Genomic DNA, 19,918 nt, shown 5'->3' on the forward strand with positions numbered 1-19,918 from the left:
CCGGAGAGGCTGAATTTCAGCCCGTCCGGCGTTTGAGGACGAGGCCGTTCAGGCCGATACGGGGGTCTGGGGGCGCAGCCCCCAGGAACGGGATGGGACGGGTAGGGGCGGCGGGGGCGACATCACTCCTCGGGCGGCAGCGTCACGCACGGCCCCTTGCGCCACCACTCCGGCAGCATCGCGATCGCCTCGTCGCCCAGCGGGTTCACGCCCGGCCCCGCGGCCAGGGAGTGGGCCACCAGGACGTGCAGGCACTTCACCCGGTCCGGCATGCCGCCCGCACTCGGGAAGCCCTCCAGAACCTCCACGGCATCGCGGCGCGCGATGTAGTCCTCGTGGGCGGCGCGGTAGGCGGCGGCCAGAACAGGGTCCTCCGCCAGCCGCTCCGTCATCTCCTTCATGACGCCGTTCGCCTCGAGCGTGCCGATCGCCGACGCCGCGCGCGGGCACGTCAGGTAGTACGTCGTCGGGAACGGCGTGCCGTCCGGCAGTCGCGGCGCCGTCTCGACCACGTCCGGCTGACCGCACGGGCACCGGTGCGCGATCGCGCGCAGCCCGCGCGGCGGGCGCCCGAGCTGCTGCTTGAAGGCCTCGACGTCCGCGTCGGTGGGCTCGGTGCGCGGAGTGGGAGGAGGGGGCGTTTCCATGCCTTGGGTCTGTGTCTCTCTCATCGGTTCACTGGTCCGCGCTGTCGGCCTTGTCGACGCCGTACCAGAGATTGGAGTACCAGGGGCGGTCGGCCGCCGTCTGGTCCGTACGCGACTTCCTCGCCGCGTCGGGGTCGATCACGATGTAGCCGGTCTCCCCCGGCATCACATAGTGCAGCCGCTCCCGGATCCGCTGCTCGGCGTACTCGTCGTCCTGCCAGCGTGCCTTGAGGTCGCGCAGTTCCTCCACCCGCTCGCGGGCCTGCTCCCGCTCCTGCTGGAGGTCGGCGATCTCGGCGCGCTGGGAGACGTACTGCCGTGTCGGGTACGCGAGGGCGACGACGAGGGAACAGAGGACGAGGACGAGCAGCGCGGCCCGGCCCGTCAGCCGGGAGCGGCGGGCCTGGCGCTTGGTCTGGGAGCGGTAGACGCGGGCGGCCGTCTGCTCGCCGAGCAGCCGCAGCCTGGTCGCGGTGGAGAACCGGTCCCGGTCGCGGTCCTTCACGGCCATCCCAACGCCTCCCCTTCACGCACGTACGTCCCCGCACACGGTACGGGACCGAGTACGGGGACGTACGCCCGACGGGGCTGTGGCCCCTGCGTGCGGAGCTCAGCCTTCGCTGTGCCTACTGGTTCGCCGAGCGCTGTGCTTACTGGTTCGCGGAGCGCTGTGCTTACTGGTTCGCCGAGCGGAACCGCGGGAAAGCGCTGCGGCCCGCGTACACCGCCGCGTCGTCGAGGATCTCCTCGATGCGCAGCAGCTGGTTGTACTTGGCGACGCGCTCGGAGCGAGCGGGGGCGCCGGTCTTGATCTGACCGCAGTTGGTGGCGACGGCCAGGTCCGCGATGGTGACGTCCTCGGTCTCGCCGGAGCGGTGGGACATCATGCACTTGAAGCCGTTGCGCTGGGCGAGCTCCACGGCGTCCAGGGTCTCGGTCAGGGAGCCGATCTGGTTGACCTTGACGAGCAGTGCGTTGGCCGAGCCCTCCTCGATGCCACGGGCCAGGCGCTCCGGGTTGGTGACGAACAGGTCGTCGCCGACGAGCTGGACCTTGGAGCCGAGCTTGTCGGTGATGACCTTCCAGCCGGCCCAGTCGTCCTCGAACAGCGGGTCCTCGATGGAGACGAGCGGGTACGCCTCGACGAGCTCGGCGTAGTACTCGGTCATCTCGGCGGCGGAGCGCTCCTTGCCCTCGAAGAGGTAGGAGCCGTCCTTGTAGAACTCGGAGGCGGCGACGTCGAGCGCGAGGGCGATCTGCTCGCCGGGGGTGTAGCCGGCCTCCTTGATCGCCTCGAGGATGAGGTCGAGGGCCTCGCGGTTGGAGCCGAGGTTCGGGGCGAAGCCGCCCTCGTCGCCGAGGCCGGTGGCCAGACCGCGGGACTTCAGCACCTTCTTGAGGGTGTGGTAGACCTCGGCACCCCAGCGCAGCGCCTCGGAGAAGGACTCCGCGCCGATCGGGGCGATCATGAACTCCTGGATGTCCACGTTCGAGTCGGCGTGCGAGCCGCCGTTCAGGATGTTCATCATCGGAACGGGCAGCAGGTGCGCGTTCGGGCCGCCCAGGTAGCGGAAGAGCGGGAGGTCGCTGGCCTCGGAGGCGGCGTGCGCGACGGCGAGGGAGACGCCGAGGATGGCGTTGGCGCCGAGCGAGCCCTTGTTGTCGGTGGCGTCCAGGTCGATCATCGCCTGGTCGATCAGCCGCTGCTCGGTGGCGTCGTAGCCGACGAGCTCCGGGCCGAGCTGCTCGATGACGGCGAGGACGGCCTTCTCGACGCCCTTGCCGAGGTAACGGCCGGCGTCTCCGTCGCGGAGTTCGACAGCCTCGAAGGCGCCGGTGGAAGCGCCGGACGGGACGGCGGCACGCCCCGTGCTGCCGTCGTCGAGGCCGACCTCGACCTCGACCGTGGGATTGCCTCGGGAGTCCAGGATTTCCCGGGCTACGACGACGTCGATGGACGGCACGAGCATCTCCTTCTGGGATGTGACGCGGGTACACGGGCGCTCGGCCCGCATGCGCGGAGCCGCGGCGGTTCCGCGAGATGAGCCTAACCGGCTCCGGGAGATCGGCCAGCCGTCCGACCACCCCATGGACGGAACTGAGGGTAAACATTGTTCCAGAACGGAACAAATGGGGGGAGAAAAGAGAAAGAAAAGCCCCGCCACGGTGCATGCGGGGGAACACGCACCGGGGCGGGGAGACCGTGGGAGCGGAAGCACTCCGGAGAGGACCCCCTCAGCTTGCGGGCCCCTCTTATGAGAGGGCTGTGCGCAAGCCGAGGTTCCACGAAGAGGTTTCCGCGTCGAGGCCGCGCGTCGGGGGCGCGGCGTCCACGTCAGCTGAGGTGCAGCTGCTGGCCCGGGAAGATGAAGTTCTCGTCGTCGATGATGTCGTCGTTCAGCTCGAACACCTTCTTCCAGCCGCCCTTGACGTTGTGCTCCGAGGCGATCGCGCTGAGGGTGTCACCCTTCACGACCTTGTACTCGCCGTCGCCCTTCTCGACCTTCTTGCCGGTCGGGGTCTCGACGGTCTTGGGCGCGGAGCGCTCCTGGGAGCGCGAGGCACGCTCCTCCTGGGCCGGCGCGCTCTGCTGCTGGGTGCTCTCCTGCGCGGCACCGGAGCCCGAGGAGGAGGCGCCGGACAGGCCCTTGCCGCAGACCGGCCAGGCACCCTTGCCCTGGCTCGCGAGGACCTTCTCGGCGACCTGGATCTGCTGGGCCTTGGAGGCCTGGTCGGCGGTGGCGGCGTACTGCGTGCCGCCGTACCCGGCCCAGGTGGAGGACGAGAACTGCAGGCCGCCGTAGTAGCCGTTGCCGGTGTTGATGGACCAGTTGCCTCCCGACTCGCACTGGGCGACGGCGTCCCACTCGGAGGCGCTGGCGGCGGAGGCGGTGCCGGAGACCATCAGCGGAACGGCGATGGCGGCGCCGGTGACACCGGCGAACGTGGCGATACGAGCGGTCTTGGTCGGGCGGCGGTGCTTGCCCGTGCCGGAATGCAGCATGGAGAGATCCCCTCACCGACGCCTGCGAGGTGAGCTGTCGGGTTCGGGCCGAGTGAGTTGCCCGGCCGCGCGACTTGCGCGCGGCTTAACCCCAAGCCATCTCCGGTCTTGGTGACCGGGGAAGGCGCTTACCTTGGGTCCCCCGCTCCTGCCTACGGCGCTTGACGCGACGACTGTTCCCGTACGGCCGTTGGCAGGATTCGGCGTGACGTCCGTCGGGGCCCGCTGTGGCGAGCGATCACGACCGTAAACACGCGATCCGCTGAACTCCAAAGACGATCAGGGTCTTTGAGAGCCATGTCTCACTTTCATCAAACCGGACATTCACCCCGAACTGCCGCTACTTTTCGCCCGATTCGACAGCTTGGGCAGCAGTCACTCGCTGCCGACTTCGAGCCTTTGACCGGGGAGGATGAGGTCCGGGTCGGCGCCGACGGTTTGCTTGTTCTCGGCATAGAGCTCGGGCCATCCACCCTCCACGCCAAGGGAGTCGGCGATGGCCCAGAGATTGTCTCCGGGGCGGACCACGTACGAGCCGTCGACCGCCTCACGCGAGACGGTGCCGGCGCGCGAGGCATGCCGACCGGTGGAGTCACCCGCGCGCGAGGCCGCGGCGCCCTCTTCGGCACTACCGCCGCGATGGCGCCCGGTTTCGCCGCTTTTCGCCGTACCGGCGGATGTGCTGTCGCCGCTCGACGATTCGGAGTTGGCGCCACTGCCTGAGTCCTGCGTCACATCGCTGGAGGGCTCGGACGTACGAGATGAGTCAGATGTATCGGACTTGTCGGACTCGTCGGAGGTGCCTGATGTATCCGATGTGTCGGATGCGTCAGACGACCCGGACGTATCGGACTTCGTGGAATCAGAGCCAGAAGCCGCGTCCGAGCCCGAACCCGAATCGGCGGACGACGAAGCCGAGTCGTCCGCCACACCGGTGTCGACATCGGCGGCGTCGGAGTCCTGCGTCAGACCCGCGACGAGCCCGCAGGTCGCCCAGGCGCTCGTCCCCTTGTCCGCGACGACCTTCTCGGCGACGGCTATCTGCTGGGAGCGGCTGGCCTGGTCGGCGCTCGCGGCGTAGTCGAGGCCGCCGTACTGCTCCCAGGTCTCCTGGGTCATCTGGAGCCCGCCGTAACGGCCGTTGCCGGTGTCGGCGCTCCACGATCCGCCGCTCTCGCAGTCCGCGATCGCGTCCCAGGTCGCACCACTGGCAGCGCTGGCGCCGGTCGCGCCGAGCAGGGGGATGGCGATGGCCGAACCGGTCACTCCTGCCGCAACGAAGAGAGCCGGGGCCTGGCGAGGGCGACGGTGACGACCGTTCCCGGAGAGCATGCGGTTGCCTTTCGCGTGACGGCAGGGTTTAGAGCGACAGGTGAGGTCTGCACTGAGCCGTGAACCTATCCGCAGTCGAACACTTGTCACAAGTAGATGCAGAGCAGATCACGTGAAGATCACAGAGTTGACGTTTCACCAGCTCTGAGTCGGCGTGAAGCTCACCGGCAACGTGCGCAGCCCACGCATGATGAGCCCTCCACGCCACCGCAAATCGGTGGAATCGACCGCCAGTTGCAGGTCAGGAAGACGGGTGAGGAGCGTAGCGAGCGCGGTCCTGCCCTCCAGCCGGGCCAGGGGCGCACCGAGGCAGTAGTGGATGCCGTGCCCGTAGCCGAGGTGCTGGTTGTCGCGTCTGCCGAGGTCAAGGGTGTCGGGGGCGTTGAACCGCCCGGGGTCGCGGTCGGCGGCGGCGAGTACGACGAGTACGGGGTCGCCGACCTCGATGCGCTGCCCGCCGATGGTGACCGCTTCCGTCGCGAACCGCCATGTGGCCAGCTCGACCGGCCCGTCGTACCGGAGGAGTTCCTCGACGCCGGTCGCGAGGAGGTCCGTGTCGCCGACCGCCAGGGACTGCTGGAGCCGCTGCCGCTGCTCGGGATGGGTGAGGAGCGCGTAGGTGCCGTTTCCCACGAGATTGACGGTGGTCTCGAATCCCGCGAACAGGAGGATGAACGCCATCGCCGCGGCCTCGTTCTCGCTCAGGCGATCGCTCGCACGGTCGTCGGAGGCGCGGATGAGACCGGAGATGAGGTCTTCGCCGGGGGTGGGCTCCTCGGGGAGCGCCGCCCGCTTGCGGTGGATGAGCTCGGCGAGATAGCCGCGCATCTTCTTCACGGACCGCGCGACCCCGCCCCGCGGCCCTCCCCCGTGCCGGATCATCATCCCCGCCCAGTCGCGGAAGTCGTCCTGGTCCTCGCGCGGGACGCCGAGCAGATCACAGATCGCGTAGATGGGGAGGGGAAAGGCGAACTCGTGGATGAGATCGGCGCTCCCCTTGTGCGCGAACTGGTCGATGAGGTGATCGGCCAACTCCTGCACGCGCGGGGCGAATGCGGCCACGCGGCGTGGTGTGAACGCCTGGGCCACGAGCCGACGAAGCCTCGTGTGATCCGGCGGATCGATATTGAGCAGATGAGTCATCAGCTCGGCCTTGCGCTCGCCGGGGATGCCGGTCTTGCCCTTGGCGTGTGCGGGTTCGTCGTGGTGTGCGGGGTTCTTGGAGAGGCGAGCGTCCGCGAGGGCCTGCTTGGCGTCGGCGTACCGGGTGACCAGCCAGGCCTCCACTCCGCTCGGCAGTTTGGTCCGGTGCACGGGGGCGTGCTCCCGCAGCCAGGCGTAGGCCGGGTAGGGGTTGGTGGCGAACTCCCAGGTGAAGAGTTCGGGAGGCGTGCTGCCGACGGAGGTCTGGGCTGGCTTCTCGGTCACTCCTTGACGGTATCGGGAGGGGCGACGTGGGGTTGATCGGCGGTGTCAGGACCGGTGCCGGGGCCGATGTCAGGGCCGGTCTCAGGGCCGGTCTCAGGACCGATGTCAGGACTCCGTTTCCCGTATCGCGTCCCGGTACGCCCGCGCCGCCGACCGTAGTGCTGCCTCCGGGTCCACGCCCTCCGCCTCGGCGCGCACGGCCATCGCGAGCAGTTCGTAACCGACGCCCTCGCCCGGCGGCAGCGCGACCTCAAGTCCCGCCGTGCGCGCGCGGGATGCCAGCTTCGCGGCGAGCGCCAGGCCCGGCTGACCGAGCGGGATGCCCTCTGTCACCGAGGTCCGCTGCTTCTCGACGGCCTTGGTGCGCAGCCAGTGCTCCTTGACCTCCTCGGGCGTCTCGGCGGTCTCGTCGCCGAAGACGTGCGGATGGCGGTGGATCAGCTTGGTGACGATGCCACCCGCCACGTCGTCGATGGAGAACGGCTCCGCGCCATCCTCCGGGCTGCCTTCCTCCGCGATCCGCGCATGGAAGACGACCTGGAGCAGTACGTCCCCGAGCTCCTCGCACAGCTCGTGCCGGTCGCCCTCCTCGATCGCCTCGACGAGTTCGTACGCCTCCTCGATGCCGTACTTCGCGAGGCCCTGGTGGGTCTGCTGGGACGACCAGGGGCACTCGGCGCGGATGCGGTCCATGACCTGGACGAGGTCGAGAAGCCGGGCGCCGGGGAGGTCGTACGAGGCGGGGAGCAGTTCGAGGTCGGGCATCTGCACGCGCCCGGAGCCGGCCATGCGGGCCAGCCCGTCCGTCAGGCGCGGCTCGCCCTCGCCCGTGGCGACCACCGTTACCGTGCGCCCGCCGGCGCAGGCGTCGACGAGCTCCTCGGCGGTGGGCGCGGCCTCGTCGACCTTGACGCCCGCCTCGCGGAGATACGGCAGCTGGGGGTGCGCGCCGTCCGCGCACAGCACGCGGTCGGCGCCGTGCAGCGCCTGCCAGGCGGGCCAGGACAGGAGGCCGGGCGCGACACGGTGGCTGGTGGTGAGCAGGACGATGCGCCCAGGGTCGGATGCGTTCACACACCGAACGTAACCCACGCCACGGACAACAAGGTCACCCGTCCACAGCGGGCTCGGCCGTCCATAGTGAGCTCACCTGTTCACAGTGAGCTCACCTGGCCACAGCGGGCTCTGCGGCGGCTACGCCGTCCCCTGGCTCCCCGCCTGCGTGACCTCGCGCAGCCACGGCAGCTTCGCGTCGACGCGGCTGCTCTTCTGCACGTCCCAGGTGCCGTAGCGCGGGTTCAGGTCGACGTCGAGTTTCTTGGAGGCGTCGGACAGGGCCTTCCAGAACGCGGGCTGGCTGGTGTCGGTGCCGAGCCCGGTGGCCAGCTTCTGGGCCTCGACCTGGACGCGGAGGTTGTCATCGAGCCGCCCGGGCGCCACGCCGTACTGCTGCAGCCAGGCCGCCTCCAGTGCCTTCGCGCCGCCCGCCTGCTGCTCGAGGCTCGAGCGCAGGCGCAGGACCTCGTTGCGGGAGACGGTCACGCCCGCGTCCTGGGCGGCGCGGTGCAGCACGTGGTCGAGGACCATGCCGTGCAGGGTGTCGCGGGTGAGGCCGCCGGACTTGGCGATGGCCTGCTCGTACTGGGTGTCGTTCTTGATGGCGGCCCGCTGGGCGGTGCGCACCTCGTTCACCCGGTTCTCCAGCTGGGACACCGTGATCCGGTCACCGCCGACGACGGCCGCGGCACCGGGATGCGCGTCGTCTCCGCAGGCGGTGAGGAGGGGAGCCGCGGTGGCGAGCGCGGCGGAGAGGAGGAGCGCGGTGCGACGGCGGCGGTGCAAGGAGAACCTCCTGTAGGAGCTTGTGCGACGGTGCACAAAGTCTTGCGGTGATCGATGGTAAGCAGTGACCCGGCTGTCGGCCACCCATTCGACCAACGATTTGTGGCAGGGCAAGGTACCGACTGCCTACCCGCGCACCTGCCCCAGCCACTGCAGCGTCCGCCGGACCTCCGCCGCCAGCGGATGTCCCGGTCCCTGCAGCCGCTCCACGTCGAGCAGCAGCCGCGCCAGCGTGTCGTGCGCGGCACCGCGGTCGCCGAGGGCGAGCAGGAGGTGGCCGATGCGGCGGCGTACGTCGTAGGCGAGCTCGGGATCGCCGGCCACGTACTGGTTCTCGTAGTACGGCAGCAGCGCCCGGTACTCGGAGAGCGCGGCCGCGGGTTCGCCGAGCTGTTCGAGGCACTGGGCTGCTTCGTAGCGGAAGCGCAGGGACTGCGGGTCGGCCTGGCCGGCCTCGGCGGCGCGCTCGTCGGCGAGGCGGCGCAGCTCGGGCAGGGCGCGGCGGTACTGGCCGTCGTCCATCAGCGTGGCCGCGTACTGCTTGCGCAGTGTGCGCACGACGGGCGAGTGCTCGCCGTGCTGTTCTGCCGCGGCCGGGAGGATCGAGCCGAGGATGTCGACGGCCTGCGTGATGCGGCCCTCGCCGAGGAGGCGCTTGACCTCGTCGACCGCGCCCGCGACATCGGGCCTGTCCACGGCGTGTGCCGACGGCTGCGGCGCGGGCGTACGGGCCCGGTCGGGCCAGGGGGCGTGCGGGCGCAGGAACGGGCGTGTCGGGTCGAGCGGTCCGCCGGTCGGGGCCCCGCGCGCGGGGAGCAGCGGCAGCAGTTGCTCATACGTCTCCTGCGCGGAGGCCGGGCGGTGCTGCGGGTCCTTGGAGAGCAGGCGCAGGACGAGGGCTTCGAGCGGCTCGGGGACCTCTGGGCGCAGGCGGCGGACCGGGAGGGGCGGCTCGTAGAGGTGCCGGTGCAGTACGCCGAGTGCGGTGGAGCCCGAGAACGGCACGTCTCCGCTGAGGAGTTCGTGCAACAGCACGCCGAGCGCGTACAGGTCCGTGTACGGGCCGACCGCGCCGCCCATCGCCTGCTCCGGTGCCATGTAGGCGGGCGAGCCGATGGGTGAACCCGTGTGCGTGAGGCGGGTCGTGTCCGTGTCCATGACCGAGGCGACGCCGAGGTCGAGGACGGTGACGGTGCCGTCCTGCTTGACCATCACGTTCCGCGGTTTGAGGTCGCGGTGCACGATCGGGACGGCGTGCACCGCGGACAGGACGGCGCACAGCTGGGCGGCGACCGCGACGGCCCACTGCCAGGGGTACGGCGTGTGCTCGGCAAGGTGGTCGGAGAGGTCGGCCCCGTCGACGTACTGCATGACGAGGAACAGTTCCTCGCCCTCGGTGCCCGCGTCGTGGACGGTGACCAGGCCGGGGTGGTCGACCTGGGCGGTGACGCGGCACTCGCGGACGAAACGGCGACGCAGCTCGTCGGCCTCCTGGCCCGCGACCTTGTCGGGGCGCAGCAGTTTGACGGCCACGCGCCGGTCCAGTCGCTGGTCGTACGCCGTCCACACCTGGCCCATGCCGCCCTGGCCGATGAGTGTGGACAGTTCGTAGCGGCCGGTGATCATACGTCCCGACGCCACGGTCACCTGCCGTCCTCGTGCTTGCGCAGATAGTCACTCAGCTCGTCGAGCTCGGCGCGCACCTGGTCGATCCGGGCGGGCGCGGGACGCTGCGGCGGCGGGGTCGGCGCGGAGGGCCGGGGGGTCTGGTCCGTCGGCGGAACCGGGGTCTGCGAGACCGGGGCCTGCGGAACCGGGGTCTGCGGAACCGGCACGGCGCTGTACGGCGACTGCGACTGCGGCGGCTGTGGGTAGCCGTACGCGGGCGCCGGGGGCGGCTGGTGCGGTGCGTATCCCGCTGCCGCGTAGTGGAGCTGGTGGAAGTGTCGGATGTCCGCCGCGAGGTAGTACGAGATCGCGATCACGAGCGAGCCCATGAGCAGGGCGAGGCCCGTCCAGCCGCCCACGGTGTGGATCTCGTCGCCGGGCTCGGTCCCGAGCAGGACGAGGCCTAGGACCTCGGCCGCGAAAGTGGCCACGAACAAGCCCCAGTCGAGCGACTTGCGGGTCACGATCGCCAGGCGCAGCATCATCGTCCAGCCGAGAAGACCGAAGCTGCACACCGAGATCACCACGAAGAACACGCGCAGGAAGACCAGCAACCCGGTCGGGGGTGGCTGCTTCACCGGCTGCGCCTGGCCGTGGCCTTGCATGGTCGCTCCTGGAGGCCTGTGGGGACGGACGGAGGTACGCACTTACGAGTGCGGAGTCCGAGCGTATAGGCCGACAAGGACAACTGGTCATGAGTTGTACCGAACCGTTGTCGTGCTGATCACCGTTGTCGTGCCGATCACTTCGCCCGCCCCGCCGGTCTCAGTCGGGCGTGACGGTCCCGTCGGTCAGGCCGTCGTACAGGCCGCGCACCAACTGCCCGCCGAGGCGGCCCGCGTGCCGCAGCGCCTCCTCGAACTCGGCGAGCGCGCGGAATCGTTCGCCGTAACGGCGCTGCTGTGCCAGCGGCAGCCGCGGCAGCTGGAGGCGGCGCACGTCGAGCCTGGTGGCCGTGGACGCGTAGCTGCTGGCCTGGCGGTTGTTGGCGGTGCCGCGCAGGAAACCGGCGAGGAACCACGGGTCCAGCGCGGCCGGGTCGGGGCGCAGCAGTGCGAGGTTGCGGCCGAGGGCGGCGCCGGCGGTCGCCTCGTCCACCACGCGCGCGACGGCGCCGCCGCCGAGCACGGGGACGACGACGTCGCCGGCCTCGGTGAGGACGGGTTCCTCGTCGCTTTCGGGGAGCGTTCCGGACGGTGCGGTTCCGGCGAGGACGTCGTGGTCGGTAAGGACGGGCACGCGCGTGCGGCCGCCGTTTCCGCCGGTACGCAGCAACAGCGCTCCCCCGCGCGCGAGTTCCCCGATCGTGGTGAGCGGCCAGCGGGTGGGCTGCCGCGGGTCGGCAGTGGCACCTCCCTGCTCGTGCGCTGCCGAGAGCGCGGGGGAAGGCGGGATGAGGTCGGCGGTCAGGCGGAGTGTCTCGCCGAGGCGGTCGCGCACATCCTCGAGCTGCTCGGCGCCGCCGCCCGCCGCGGCGGGCAGGAGATGGCGGGCGGGGGCCAGGTCCACGTCGTCGTCGAGGAGCTCGATGACGGGTACCGCACGGCTGAGGCCCGGCCGCTCCTGTGCGGTGCCGCCGCGGTCGAAGGGGCGCCAGGCGTCGAGGACGGCGGTGCGCACGACCTGCCAGTCGAAACCGCCGCGGCCGCCGTCGGCCACGAGCTCGCCGGTGTCGGCGAGCAGCACCTCGGGCTGGGCGGGATGGGCGTGCGGCGCGGGCTTGCGCAGCACCCACAGGTGCAGCGGGATGTTGTACGGGGGCGCCGCGCCGACCGGCAGCGCGATCACGGCGCGCAGGGCGCCGCGGCGCAGCAGGTCGGCGCGGATGCGGCGGCCGGAGCGGCGGGAGGCGACGGCGGGCGGCATCAGAAGAACCGCGGTGCCGCCCTCCTTGAGGCGCGCCAGGGCGTGCTGCACCCAGGCCAGTTCGGACTCCGTGCGGGCCGGGAAGCCGTACTCCCAGCGGGCGTCGTAGGCGAGTTCGTCATGGCCCCAGTTGCGCTCGTTGAAGGGCGGGTGGCACAGGACGGCGTCTGCCCTGAGGCTGTCGTACGCGTCGGCGCGGAGGGTGTCGGCGGCCGCGGTGCGCACGGCGGCCTTCTCCTGGAGGGCGGCCTTCGTGTGGAGGGCGAGGCGCAGCGCGGTGAGGGCCGCGAGTTCGGGGGCGCTGTCCTGGCCGTAGAGCTGCTGGTCCTTGGTGGGAGTGACCGCGCGCAGCAGGGCGCCGGTGCCGCACGCCGGGTCGAGGACGCTGCGGGCCGGGCCGGCCAGGTCGGCCATCAGATCGGCGAGGCCGACCGGAGTGAGCGTGTACTGGCGCGGGTTGGCGTCGAGGTGCCGGCCGAGCAGGAACTCGTACGTCTGGCGTGCGCCCAGCTCGGCCGCGAGGTCGGCGGTGCCGCGCAACAGCGGGGCGGACGGGAGCAGTTGGGCGGGGGTCGGTGTGTCCACGGCCCGTTTGCGGATCACTCCGAAGCGCGGGTCGAGGACCTGGTCGAGGGAGGCGGGCAGCAGGTCGGCGAGGCGCTCGTCGGAGCCCGCGCTCAACTCCAGCCAGACCGTGGGCCGGTCGTGGATGAGCAGGAGTGCGCAGCCGGCGTGGACCAGGGCGGGGACCGGGCCCTCCGGGTGCCCGGCGAGCTGCTGCCACACGCGCTCACGCAGGGGGACTTCGGCCAGTTTGCCCTGGGCGCGCAGCCAGTCCTCGACCTCGGCGAGCGCGAAGGACGGGCTGGTCTCGGTGCCGCCGATCGGTTTGGGGAAGTCGGCGTGACGGCGGCGCCAGTTACTGACGGCGGCGCGGCCGACGCCGGCCAGCCGTGCGATTCCGGCAGCGGTCACCTCTGTCCCGTTGTCCTGCACCCGCCCGGCTCCCCTCGTCCTGGTGTGTGGCGTCGAGCATACCGACGAACGCAAGATCTACCCATTCACGCGCGTGTACACAAACATCTCCATCACTCGTGTTGACTCGGTTCACAAGCTCTGCTCTCATTGACACATCGAACGAGGGGCCGCTGGAAACCGGCGAGCACAGGTCGTTCCACGTCATTGGTGTCTTTGGGGACATGGGGAGAGGACGCAGTCATGGGCATGAAGGTCAAGGTGGGGCTGGGCGCGGTGGTCGGCATCGTCGTCCTGGGCGTGGTGTCGGCGAACACCGGCGCGGGCGACGGGGACGGCGGCGGCACGGGCTCCGCGGACAAGAGCTCCTCGGCGAGCTCCGGCGCGGGCTCAGGGTCGGCGAAGACCGTCGAGGACAAGGACGCCGGGGACAAAGGCACTGAGAAGGCCTCCCAGGCCGACCAGTTCAAGGACTTCGTGAACAAGAACGGCACGGCGAAGGAGAAGGACGCCGTCTCGCACGTCACCAAGGTCCAGGGCGCGGACGAGCAGAACGACATCCTCGACGCCGCCGATGTCTACACGGACTTCACCGGCGGCTTGCTGGGCAAGGGCACCGGCCCCGCCAAGCTCATCGCCTCCGCTTTCGCCGACTGGAAGAACAGCGAGAACGGCCTCGTCACGGTCTACGACGCCGACGGCGAAATGCTCGGCAACGGCAACTTCTGATCCACCGAAACCGCTCATCACGCCCCCGGGGGGAATTTCCATGCGTCGCACCGCACTTGCCGCTGTCTGTCTCGCCGCCGCAGCCACCGTCTCGCTCACCGGCTGTCTGCCCGGCCTGGACGAGGCGGACAGCAAACCGAAGGGCCCGTTCGCCGGACTGACCGGCGGTGAGATCGCCGAGCGGGCCGTGAAGGCCACCTCGAACGCCTCGTCACTGCGCATCAAGGGCACCGTCCAGGACGAAGGCAGCCCGATCGGCCTGGACATGGCGCTCGACAAGAAGGGACAGTGCGCCGGAACGATGAGCGCGAACGGCGAGGGAAAGGCCGACCTCGTCAAGACCGGCGACACCGTCTACATGAAGTACGACGAGCAGTTCCTGCGTGCTCAGGGCGAGGGCCAGTCCAAGGCCGAGACCGACGGGGTGGTGGAGATGCTGGCCGGCAAGTGGACCAAGATGTCCGCGACCGGCTCGGACGCCAAGGACATCGCGAGCTTCTGCGATCTCGACACCGTGCTCGCCGAGTTCAAGGGCGTCCACTCCGACGCCACCAGAGGCAAGGCGACCACGGTCGCCGGCACCCCGGCGATCGTCCTCCATGAGAAGGACGGCAAGGACAGGTACACCCTCTACATCGCCACCGAGGGCAAGCCCTACCTGCTGAAGGTCATCAGCAAGTCCGCGAAGGACCCGGGCACCCTCACCTTCGGCGACTTCGACAAGCCCGTCCCCGCTCAGGCCCCCAAGGGCAAGGTCATCGACCTGGACGCACTGGACGGCTGATGCCTCCTGGCGAACGAGCCCGGTGTCACAGCGCGTGCCGCACCCACACATTGGGCTCGACGTACACCGCGTACCCCCGCCCGGGCTCGCAGTGCACCGGCACCAGGGCCCCGGGGACCTCGACGAGCCCCTCCTCGTCGAACGGCAGCCCCGTCCACTCCCGCCACTCGTCGAGCGAGGCCGCCACGGTCATCGAGGCGGGCGCAATGGCGTGGATGGTGGCGCCGGCGCGGATGTGGACACGCAGCCACGGGTCGTGCGGCAGCCCGTCGCCGCGCTTCCTGAACGCGTACTCCTCCATCGCCGCACGCGGATGCAGGTGCTTCGCGCTCGGGCGCACGGGCGCGACGACCTCGCTGAACCCGTGCGCCCGGGCGTTGTCGCGCATCGCCGAGAGCATCCGGGCCGACAGCCCGCCGCCCTGGGCGTGCGGGGCGACGACGATCGAGATCGCGCTCACGGTGTCGGGCCGGACGCCGCGACGCAGATCGGCGAACGCCCAGGTCAGCACCTGGTCCCAGCCCCGCGCAGGCAGCTCGCCCCGCTCCCGGCCCGCCAACGCGAACGGCACGCTGTAGGCGTGGGCGACGACCTCCCCGTGCTCGTCCTCCGCGAAGAGCACATACTCCGGCAGCTCGGCGGCGATCCGGCCGTAGTGCGCGTCACCTACCGGGTCGTGGAGCAGGAACTCGGGCCACATGTCGGCCATACCGACCACCTGACCATGCATCTCGGGACGCTCGGCGAGGCTCGACACCTTCAACTCCATCCGAACACCGTAGGCGTCAACTCAGCCTGCGAGGAACCGCTTTTACGTCGGTTCCGCTGCTCAGCCGCGCTGTCAGCCGCCGCACTGCTCCAGCATCATCTGCCGGTCGGGTGCGGTCACCGGCATCTTGTACTTGACGGCGACCTCGGCGAAGCGGACCGCGTACGCGCATCGGATCCGCTTGTTCGGCGGGAGCCAGGATGCGGGTCCGGAATCCCCCTTGGACGAGTTGGCACGGCCCTCGACCGGGATCAGGTTGAGCGCGTCGTTCGCGAGTTGCTTGCGCTTGCTCTCGGGCCAGCGTGAGGAGCCCATCTGCCAGCTGTACGACAGCGGCACCACGTGGTCTATCTGCACCTCGGTGGCCTTCTCCTTGCGCCACTCGATGGTTGTGCCGGTGTAGGGATCATGCAGCTCCATGGCGATGACCACGCAGTCGGACCCGGTGCGGAAGCGCAGGTTCTGGCCGTCACGCTTCAAGAGATCGTTTCGGGTGTCACAGCCGTTACGAGCGAGCGGGACGCCGTCGGCCGTATCCATCCAGGCGTAGCCGAACTCGTCCCGGTCGTAGCCGGTCCTCGGCCCCCGGCCCTTCGTCTGCACCGTCTGTATGAGTTTGCGAGCCGCGGCCCTGTCGGTCTCGCTCGTCACGGGTGCGAGCCCGGGCTTCGTTCCATCGGGGTTCTTCAGTGGGCTGACGGCTCGCCCGTCCGGCGCCGGCGCCGGCGCCTCGCTTCCCGTTGGAGAACCACCGGCTTCAAGTCCCTCGCACCCGGTGACGAGAGCCAAGGCGGCGAACACGGCCAGCCCGGTGCGTAGACCCCTGGTCCAGAGCGTCACGCGTTTCCCTCCCCTTGCCTGACCATGACCACCCTGGGCGAGCGGTTCCGGCCGGCCCTCACCGTAGCCGCCGCAGAGTCCAGGCCGTAATGGTCACCGACTCCTCCACCGCCCCTCCCCCACCTGCCCGGGAAGCCACCCCCCTGCCCTTACACCTTCCCGATCCCCAGGGTCGTCTCCGACGGCAGCAGCCCGGAGCCCAGCACCGCGACCCAGAACTCGCCCTACGACCCCAGAATCGAAGCCAGGAACTCCCCGGTCCACCCCAGCAGTTCCCGCCCGACCAGCGGCTTCCCGCCCACCTTCGCCGTCTTCGGGCGGGGCACCAGCACCTGGTGGACGGCCGGCTTGATGACGACCCCCGGGTACAGCCGCTTGAGCCGGAGCTCCTGCGACTCCCTGAGTTCCACGGGCGCGAACCGGATGTTGTTGCCCTGGAGGACGATCTCCCCGACGCCGCACGCCCGCGCGAGCATCCGGAGTCCGGCCACGAGCAGCAGGTTCTCCACCGGCTCAGGCAACTTCCCGTAGCGGTCGACGAGTTCCTCGCGTACCGCCTTGATGTCGTCCTCCGTGTTGACGGAGGCGATGGCCCGGTACGCCTGCAGACGCAGCCGCTCGCCGGGCGCGTAGTCGTGCGGGACGTGGGCGTCGACCGGGAGCTCGATCTTGACCTCCAGGGGCGGCTCCTCCTCGACGCCGCCTTCCAGGGAGGCCCGGTAGTCGGCCACCGCCTCGCCCACCATGCGTACGTACAGGTCGAAGCCCACGCCCGCGATATGACCGGACTGCTCGCCGCCCAGCAGGTTTCCGGCGCCCCGGATCTCCAGGTCCTTCATGGCGACGTACATGCCCGCGCCCATCTCCGTGTGCTGGGCGATGGTCGCCAGGCGCTCGTGGGCCGTCTCCGTCAGCGGCTTCTCGGGCGGGTAGAGGAAGTACGCGTAGCCCCGCTCGCGTCCGCGGCCCACTCGGCCCCGCAGCTGGTGCAGCTGCGACAGGCCGAAGTTGTCACCGCGCTCCACGATCAGCGTGTTCGCGTTGGAGATGTCGATGCCCGACTCCACGATCGTCGTCGACACGAGAACGTCGAACTTCTTCTCCCAGAAGTCGACGACGACCTGCTCCAGGGCCTGTTCCGACATCTGGCCGTGCGCCGTCGCGATCCGCGCCTCGGGCACGGTCTGGCGCAGCCGGGCGGCCGCGCGGTCGATCGACTCGACGCGGTTGTGGATGTAGAAGACCTGCCCCTCACGCAGCAGCTCCCTGCGGATCGCCGCGCCGATCTGCTTCTCCTCGTACGGGCCGACGAAGGTCAGCACCGGGTGCCGCTCCTCCGGCGGTGTCGTGATCGTGGACATCTCGCGGATGCCCGTCACGGCCATCTCCAGCGTCCGCGGAATCGGCGTCGCCGACATCGTCAGTACGTCGACGTTGGCCCGCAGCTTCTTCAGCTGCTCCTTGTGCTCCACACCGAAGCGCTGCTCCTCGTCGACGACGACCAGGCCCAGGTCCTTGAACTTCGTCTCGGCGGAGAACAGGCGGTGGGTTCCGATGACGATATCCACCGAACCGTCCCGCAGCCCCTCCAGGACCGCCTTCGCCTCCGTGTCCGTCTGGAAGCGCGACAGCGCCCGTACGTTCACCGGGAACTGGGAGTAGCGCTCGGAGAACGTCCCGAAGTGCTGCTGCACCAGCAGGGTGGTGGGCACGAGCACCGCCACCTGCTTGCCGTCCTGCACCGCCTTGAAGGCCGCCCGTACCGCGATCTCCGTCTTGCCGTAGCCGACGTCGCCGCAGATCAGCCGGTCCATCGGGACCGTCTTCTCCATGTCCTCCTTGACCTCGGCGATCGTCGTCAGCTGGTCGGGGGTCTCCGCGTACGGGAACGCGTCCTCCAGCTCGCGCTGCCACGGAGTGTCCCCGCCGAACGCGTGGCCCGGCGCCGCCATCCGCGCGCTGTAGAGCCTGATCAGGTCGGCCGCGATCTCCTTGACGGCCTTCTTGGCACGCGCCTTGGTCTTGGTCCAGTCGGCGCCGCCCAGGCGGTGCAGGGTGGGGGCCTCGCCGCCGACGTACTTGGTGATCTGCTCCAGCTGGTCGGTGGGGATGTAGAGCCGGTCGCCGGGCTGGCCGCGCTTGGCGGGGGCGTACTCGACGACCAGGTACTCGCGGGTCGCGCCCTGGACCGTGCGCTGCACCATCTCGATGTAGCGGCCGACGCCGTGCTGCTCGTGGACGATGTAGTCGCCCGCCTCCAGGGTGAGCGGGTCGATGGTCTTGCGGCGGCGGGCCGGCATCCGCGCGCCGTCCTTGCCGGCGGCCTTCTGGCCGGTGAGGTCGGTCTCGGTGAGGACGGCGAGCTTGAGGGCCGTGTCGACGAAGCCGTACTCGATGGAGCCGCACGCGACCTGGACGACGGCGGGCGTGAGCGCGGCGAGGTCCGTCTCCAGCCGGGCCGCGATGCCCTCGCCGCCGAGGACCTCGACGGTGCGGGCGGCGGGGCCGTGGCCCTCGGTGACGAACACCGCGCGCCAGCTGTCCGCGAGCCAGCCCTTCGTGTCGGCCAGGGCCCTGGCGGTGTCGCCGCGGTACGACTCCGGGGCGTGCATGCCGAGCTTCAGGGTGTCCGCGTCGAGCTCCTCGTCGGCCGCGAACGGGGACACCGACCACCACATCATGTCCAGCTCACGGGCCCGGTCCCGGACGTCCGCGATGGACCACAGGGAGGCCGCGTCGACGTCGATGGGCGCCTCGCCCCCGCCCGCGGTCGCCGCCCACGACGCCTGCAGGAACTCCTGCGAGGTCGCCACCAGGTCCGCGGCCCGCGTCCGGACCCGCTCCGGGTCGCATACGACAGCCATCGAGCCCTGGGGCAGGACGTCGAGGAGCAGCTCCATGTCGTCGACGAGCACGGGCGCGAGGGACTCCATGCCCTCGACGGCGATGCCTTCCGCGATCTTCCCGAGCAGTTCGCCCAGCTCGGGGTGCGCCTCGGCGAGTGCCGCGGCCCGTCGCCGCACCTCGTCCGTCAGCAGCAGCTCACGGCAGGGCGGGGCCCACAGGCCGTGCTCGGCGACTTCGAGGGACCGCTGGTCGGCGACCTTGAAGTAACGGATCTCCTCGACGTCGTCGCCCCAGAACTCCACGCGCAGCGGGTGTTCCTCGGTGGGCGGGAAGACGTCGAGGATTCCGCCGCGTACGGCGAACTCGCCGCGCTTCTCGACGAGTTCGACACGCGAGTACGCCGCTGCCGCCAACGCCTCGACGATGTCCCCGAGGTCGGCGCTCTCGCCGGTGCGCAGGGCGACCGGCTCGAGGTCGCCCAGGCCCTTGACCTGGGGCTGGAGCACGGAGCGTACGGGGGCGACGACGACCGAGACCGGGCCGGTCTCCGGGTCGTCGGGGCGGGGGTGCGCCAGGCGGCGCAGCACGGCGAGGCGGCGGCCTACCGTGTCCGACCTCGGGGAGAGCCGCTCGTGCGGGAGGGTCTCCCAGGACGGGTAGTCCACGACGGTGTCGGCGGGCAGGAGGGACCTGAGCGCCGCCGCCAGGTCCTCGGCCTCGCGGCCCGTGGCGGTCACGGCCAGGACCGTGCGGCGGGCCTCACGGGCCAGTGCCGCCACGGTGAAGGGGCGGGCCGCGGGTGGGCCGACCAGGTCGACGTGCATCCGGTTGCCGTCGGTGGCGGCCTTCACCGCTTCGGTGAGTGCGGCGTCCTTGACTACGGCGTCGAGCAGACCGTGCAGGCTCATGAAGGGGCTTCCATCCGAGGGGTCCGAGGGTTCGAGCAGAGGGCAACGCGAACCGCCCGACACGTCGTACGGGCCGGGGGGTGTCCAGGGTACGTCGGCGCGGTCGTGGGTGCCGTGCCTGTGGATAACGTCTGCTCTACGGTGCGCGCGACGCGGGTGCGGGCCTGGCCGATTTCGCCCCCGCCGCCCCTACCCGTCCCATCCCTGGGGGCTTCGCCCCCAGACCCCCACATCGGCCTGACGGCCTCGTCCTCAAGCGCCGGACGGGCTGGAGGCGCC

Annotated in this window: 16 protein-coding genes and 1 riboswitch; of the genes, 2 read left to right on the forward strand and 14 right to left on the reverse strand. The window is 70.5% G+C overall.

Annotated elements, in window-relative coordinates:
- Positions 1-122: 122 nt before the first annotated feature.
- The 11 genes from FGD71_RS38080 to FGD71_RS38130 form a co-directional block, all read right to left on the reverse strand.
- Positions 123-647, reverse strand: coding sequence for a DUF501 domain-containing protein (locus FGD71_RS38080; RefSeq protein ID WP_119105123.1), 525 nt, complete (start codon positions 645-647; stop codon positions 123-125).
- 28 nt (positions 648-675) lie between these two features.
- A complete protein-coding gene (locus FGD71_RS38085; protein WP_119105124.1) occupies positions 676-1,158 on the reverse strand; it encodes an FtsB family cell division protein in 483 nt (160 codons plus the stop codon).
- Positions 1,159-1,321: 163 nt separating this feature from the next.
- Positions 1,322-2,611: a phosphopyruvate hydratase gene (gene eno / locus FGD71_RS38090; RefSeq protein ID WP_119105138.1), complete on the reverse strand. Its 1,290-nt coding sequence runs from the start codon at positions 2,609-2,611 to the stop codon at positions 1,322-1,324.
- 371 nt (positions 2,612-2,982) lie between these two features.
- Positions 2,983-3,651 carry a transglycosylase family protein gene (locus tag FGD71_RS38095; RefSeq protein WP_119105125.1) on the reverse strand — a complete coding sequence of 223 codons (669 nt, stop codon included), beginning with the start codon at positions 3,649-3,651 and terminating at the stop codon, positions 2,983-2,985.
- A gap of 4 nt (positions 3,652-3,655) precedes the next feature.
- A riboswitch (cyclic di-AMP (ydaO/yuaA leader) is annotated at positions 3,656-3,821 on the reverse strand.
- A 205-nt stretch (positions 3,822-4,026) separates the two neighbouring features.
- Positions 4,027-4,983, reverse strand: a complete 957-nt coding sequence (locus FGD71_RS38100; RefSeq protein WP_119105126.1) for a LysM peptidoglycan-binding domain-containing protein — start codon at positions 4,981-4,983, stop codon at positions 4,027-4,029.
- Between the two features lie 135 nt (positions 4,984-5,118).
- Complete coding sequence (locus FGD71_RS38105; RefSeq protein ID WP_119105127.1) at positions 5,119-6,411, reverse strand: cytochrome P450 family protein; 1,293 nt, start codon at positions 6,409-6,411, stop codon at positions 5,119-5,121.
- Between the two features lie 105 nt (positions 6,412-6,516).
- On the reverse strand, positions 6,517-7,503 hold the full coding sequence (locus FGD71_RS38110; protein ID WP_181359361.1) for a nucleoside triphosphate pyrophosphohydrolase: 987 nt from the start codon (positions 7,501-7,503) through the stop codon (positions 6,517-6,519).
- 102 nt (positions 7,504-7,605) lie between these two features.
- Positions 7,606-8,253 (reverse strand): SurA N-terminal domain-containing protein, encoded by a 648-nt coding sequence (locus tag FGD71_RS38115; RefSeq protein WP_119105129.1) that lies wholly within the window; start codon positions 8,251-8,253, stop codon positions 7,606-7,608.
- A gap of 126 nt (positions 8,254-8,379) precedes the next feature.
- A complete protein-coding gene (locus FGD71_RS38120; RefSeq protein WP_181359362.1) occupies positions 8,380-9,879 on the reverse strand; it encodes a serine/threonine-protein kinase in 1,500 nt (499 codons plus the stop codon).
- Positions 9,880-9,896: 17 nt separating this feature from the next.
- Positions 9,897-10,526, reverse strand: coding sequence for a hypothetical protein (locus FGD71_RS38125; RefSeq protein WP_119105131.1), 630 nt, complete (start codon positions 10,524-10,526; stop codon positions 9,897-9,899).
- A gap of 160 nt (positions 10,527-10,686) precedes the next feature.
- Entirely contained in the window at positions 10,687-12,783 is a 2,097-nt protein-coding gene (locus tag FGD71_RS38130) for an N-6 DNA methylase (protein ID WP_119105132.1), read from the reverse strand.
- A 222-nt stretch (positions 12,784-13,005) separates the two neighbouring features.
- Between FGD71_RS38130 and FGD71_RS38135 the strand changes: the two genes are divergently transcribed.
- Positions 13,006-13,491 carry a hypothetical protein gene (locus tag FGD71_RS38135; protein ID WP_119105133.1) on the forward strand — a complete coding sequence of 162 codons (486 nt, stop codon included), beginning with the start codon at positions 13,006-13,008 and terminating at the stop codon, positions 13,489-13,491.
- 40 nt (positions 13,492-13,531) lie between these two features.
- Complete coding sequence (locus tag FGD71_RS38140) at positions 13,532-14,275, forward strand: hypothetical protein (RefSeq protein ID WP_119105134.1); 744 nt, start codon at positions 13,532-13,534, stop codon at positions 14,273-14,275.
- 25 nt (positions 14,276-14,300) lie between these two features.
- On the opposite strand, the gene FGD71_RS38145 is transcribed toward FGD71_RS38140, so the two are convergent.
- The 3 genes from FGD71_RS38145 to mfd all read right to left on the reverse strand — a co-directional run bounded on the left by FGD71_RS38145 (position 14,301) and on the right by mfd (position 19,639).
- Entirely contained in the window at positions 14,301-15,044 is a 744-nt protein-coding gene (locus FGD71_RS38145) for a GNAT family N-acetyltransferase (RefSeq protein WP_119105135.1), read from the reverse strand.
- A gap of 72 nt (positions 15,045-15,116) precedes the next feature.
- Positions 15,117-15,851 carry an HNH endonuclease family protein gene (locus FGD71_RS38150; RefSeq protein WP_420878387.1) on the reverse strand — a complete coding sequence of 245 codons (735 nt, stop codon included), beginning with the start codon at positions 15,849-15,851 and terminating at the stop codon, positions 15,117-15,119.
- A 257-nt stretch (positions 15,852-16,108) separates the two neighbouring features.
- On the reverse strand, positions 16,109-19,639 hold the full coding sequence (gene mfd / locus FGD71_RS38155; RefSeq protein WP_119105137.1) for a transcription-repair coupling factor: 3,531 nt from the start codon (positions 19,637-19,639) through the stop codon (positions 16,109-16,111).
- Positions 19,640-19,918: the final 279 nt, after the last annotated feature.

The organism is Streptomyces sporangiiformans, assembly GCF_005768555.2.
In the GTDB taxonomy this organism is placed as follows: Bacteria; Actinomycetota; Actinomycetes; order Streptomycetales; family Streptomycetaceae; genus Streptomyces; species Streptomyces sporangiiformans.

What these genes read in the sequence shown, in the direction of transcription:
- FGD71_RS38080 (WP_119105123.1), bottom strand. Translation starts at nt 647, where the DNA reads ATGGAAACGCCCCCTCCTCCCACTCCGCGCACCGAGCCCACCGACGCG.
- FGD71_RS38085 (WP_119105124.1), bottom strand. Translation starts at nt 1,158, where the DNA reads ATGGCCGTGAAGGACCGCGACCGGGACCGGTTCTCCACCGCGACCAGG.
- FGD71_RS38095 (WP_119105125.1), bottom strand. Translation starts at nt 3,651, where the DNA reads ATGCTGCATTCCGGCACGGGCAAGCACCGCCGCCCGACCAAGACCGCT.
- FGD71_RS38100 (WP_119105126.1), bottom strand. Translation starts at nt 4,983, where the DNA reads ATGCTCTCCGGGAACGGTCGTCACCGTCGCCCTCGCCAGGCCCCGGCT.
- FGD71_RS38120 (WP_181359362.1), bottom strand. Translation starts at nt 9,879, where the DNA reads ATGATCACCGGCCGCTACGAACTGTCCACACTCATCGGCCAGGGCGGC.
- FGD71_RS38125 (WP_119105131.1), bottom strand. Translation starts at nt 10,526, where the DNA reads ATGCAAGGCCACGGCCAGGCGCAGCCGGTGAAGCAGCCACCCCCGACC.
- FGD71_RS38135 (WP_119105133.1), top strand. Translation starts at nt 13,006, where the DNA reads ATGGGCATGAAGGTCAAGGTGGGGCTGGGCGCGGTGGTCGGCATCGTC.
- FGD71_RS38140 (WP_119105134.1), top strand. Translation starts at nt 13,532, where the DNA reads ATGCGTCGCACCGCACTTGCCGCTGTCTGTCTCGCCGCCGCAGCCACC.
- FGD71_RS38145 (WP_119105135.1), bottom strand. Translation starts at nt 15,044, where the DNA reads ATGGAGTTGAAGGTGTCGAGCCTCGCCGAGCGTCCCGAGATGCATGGT.
- mfd (WP_119105137.1), bottom strand. Translation starts at nt 19,639, where the DNA reads ATGAGCCTGCACGGTCTGCTCGACGCCGTAGTCAAGGACGCCGCACTC.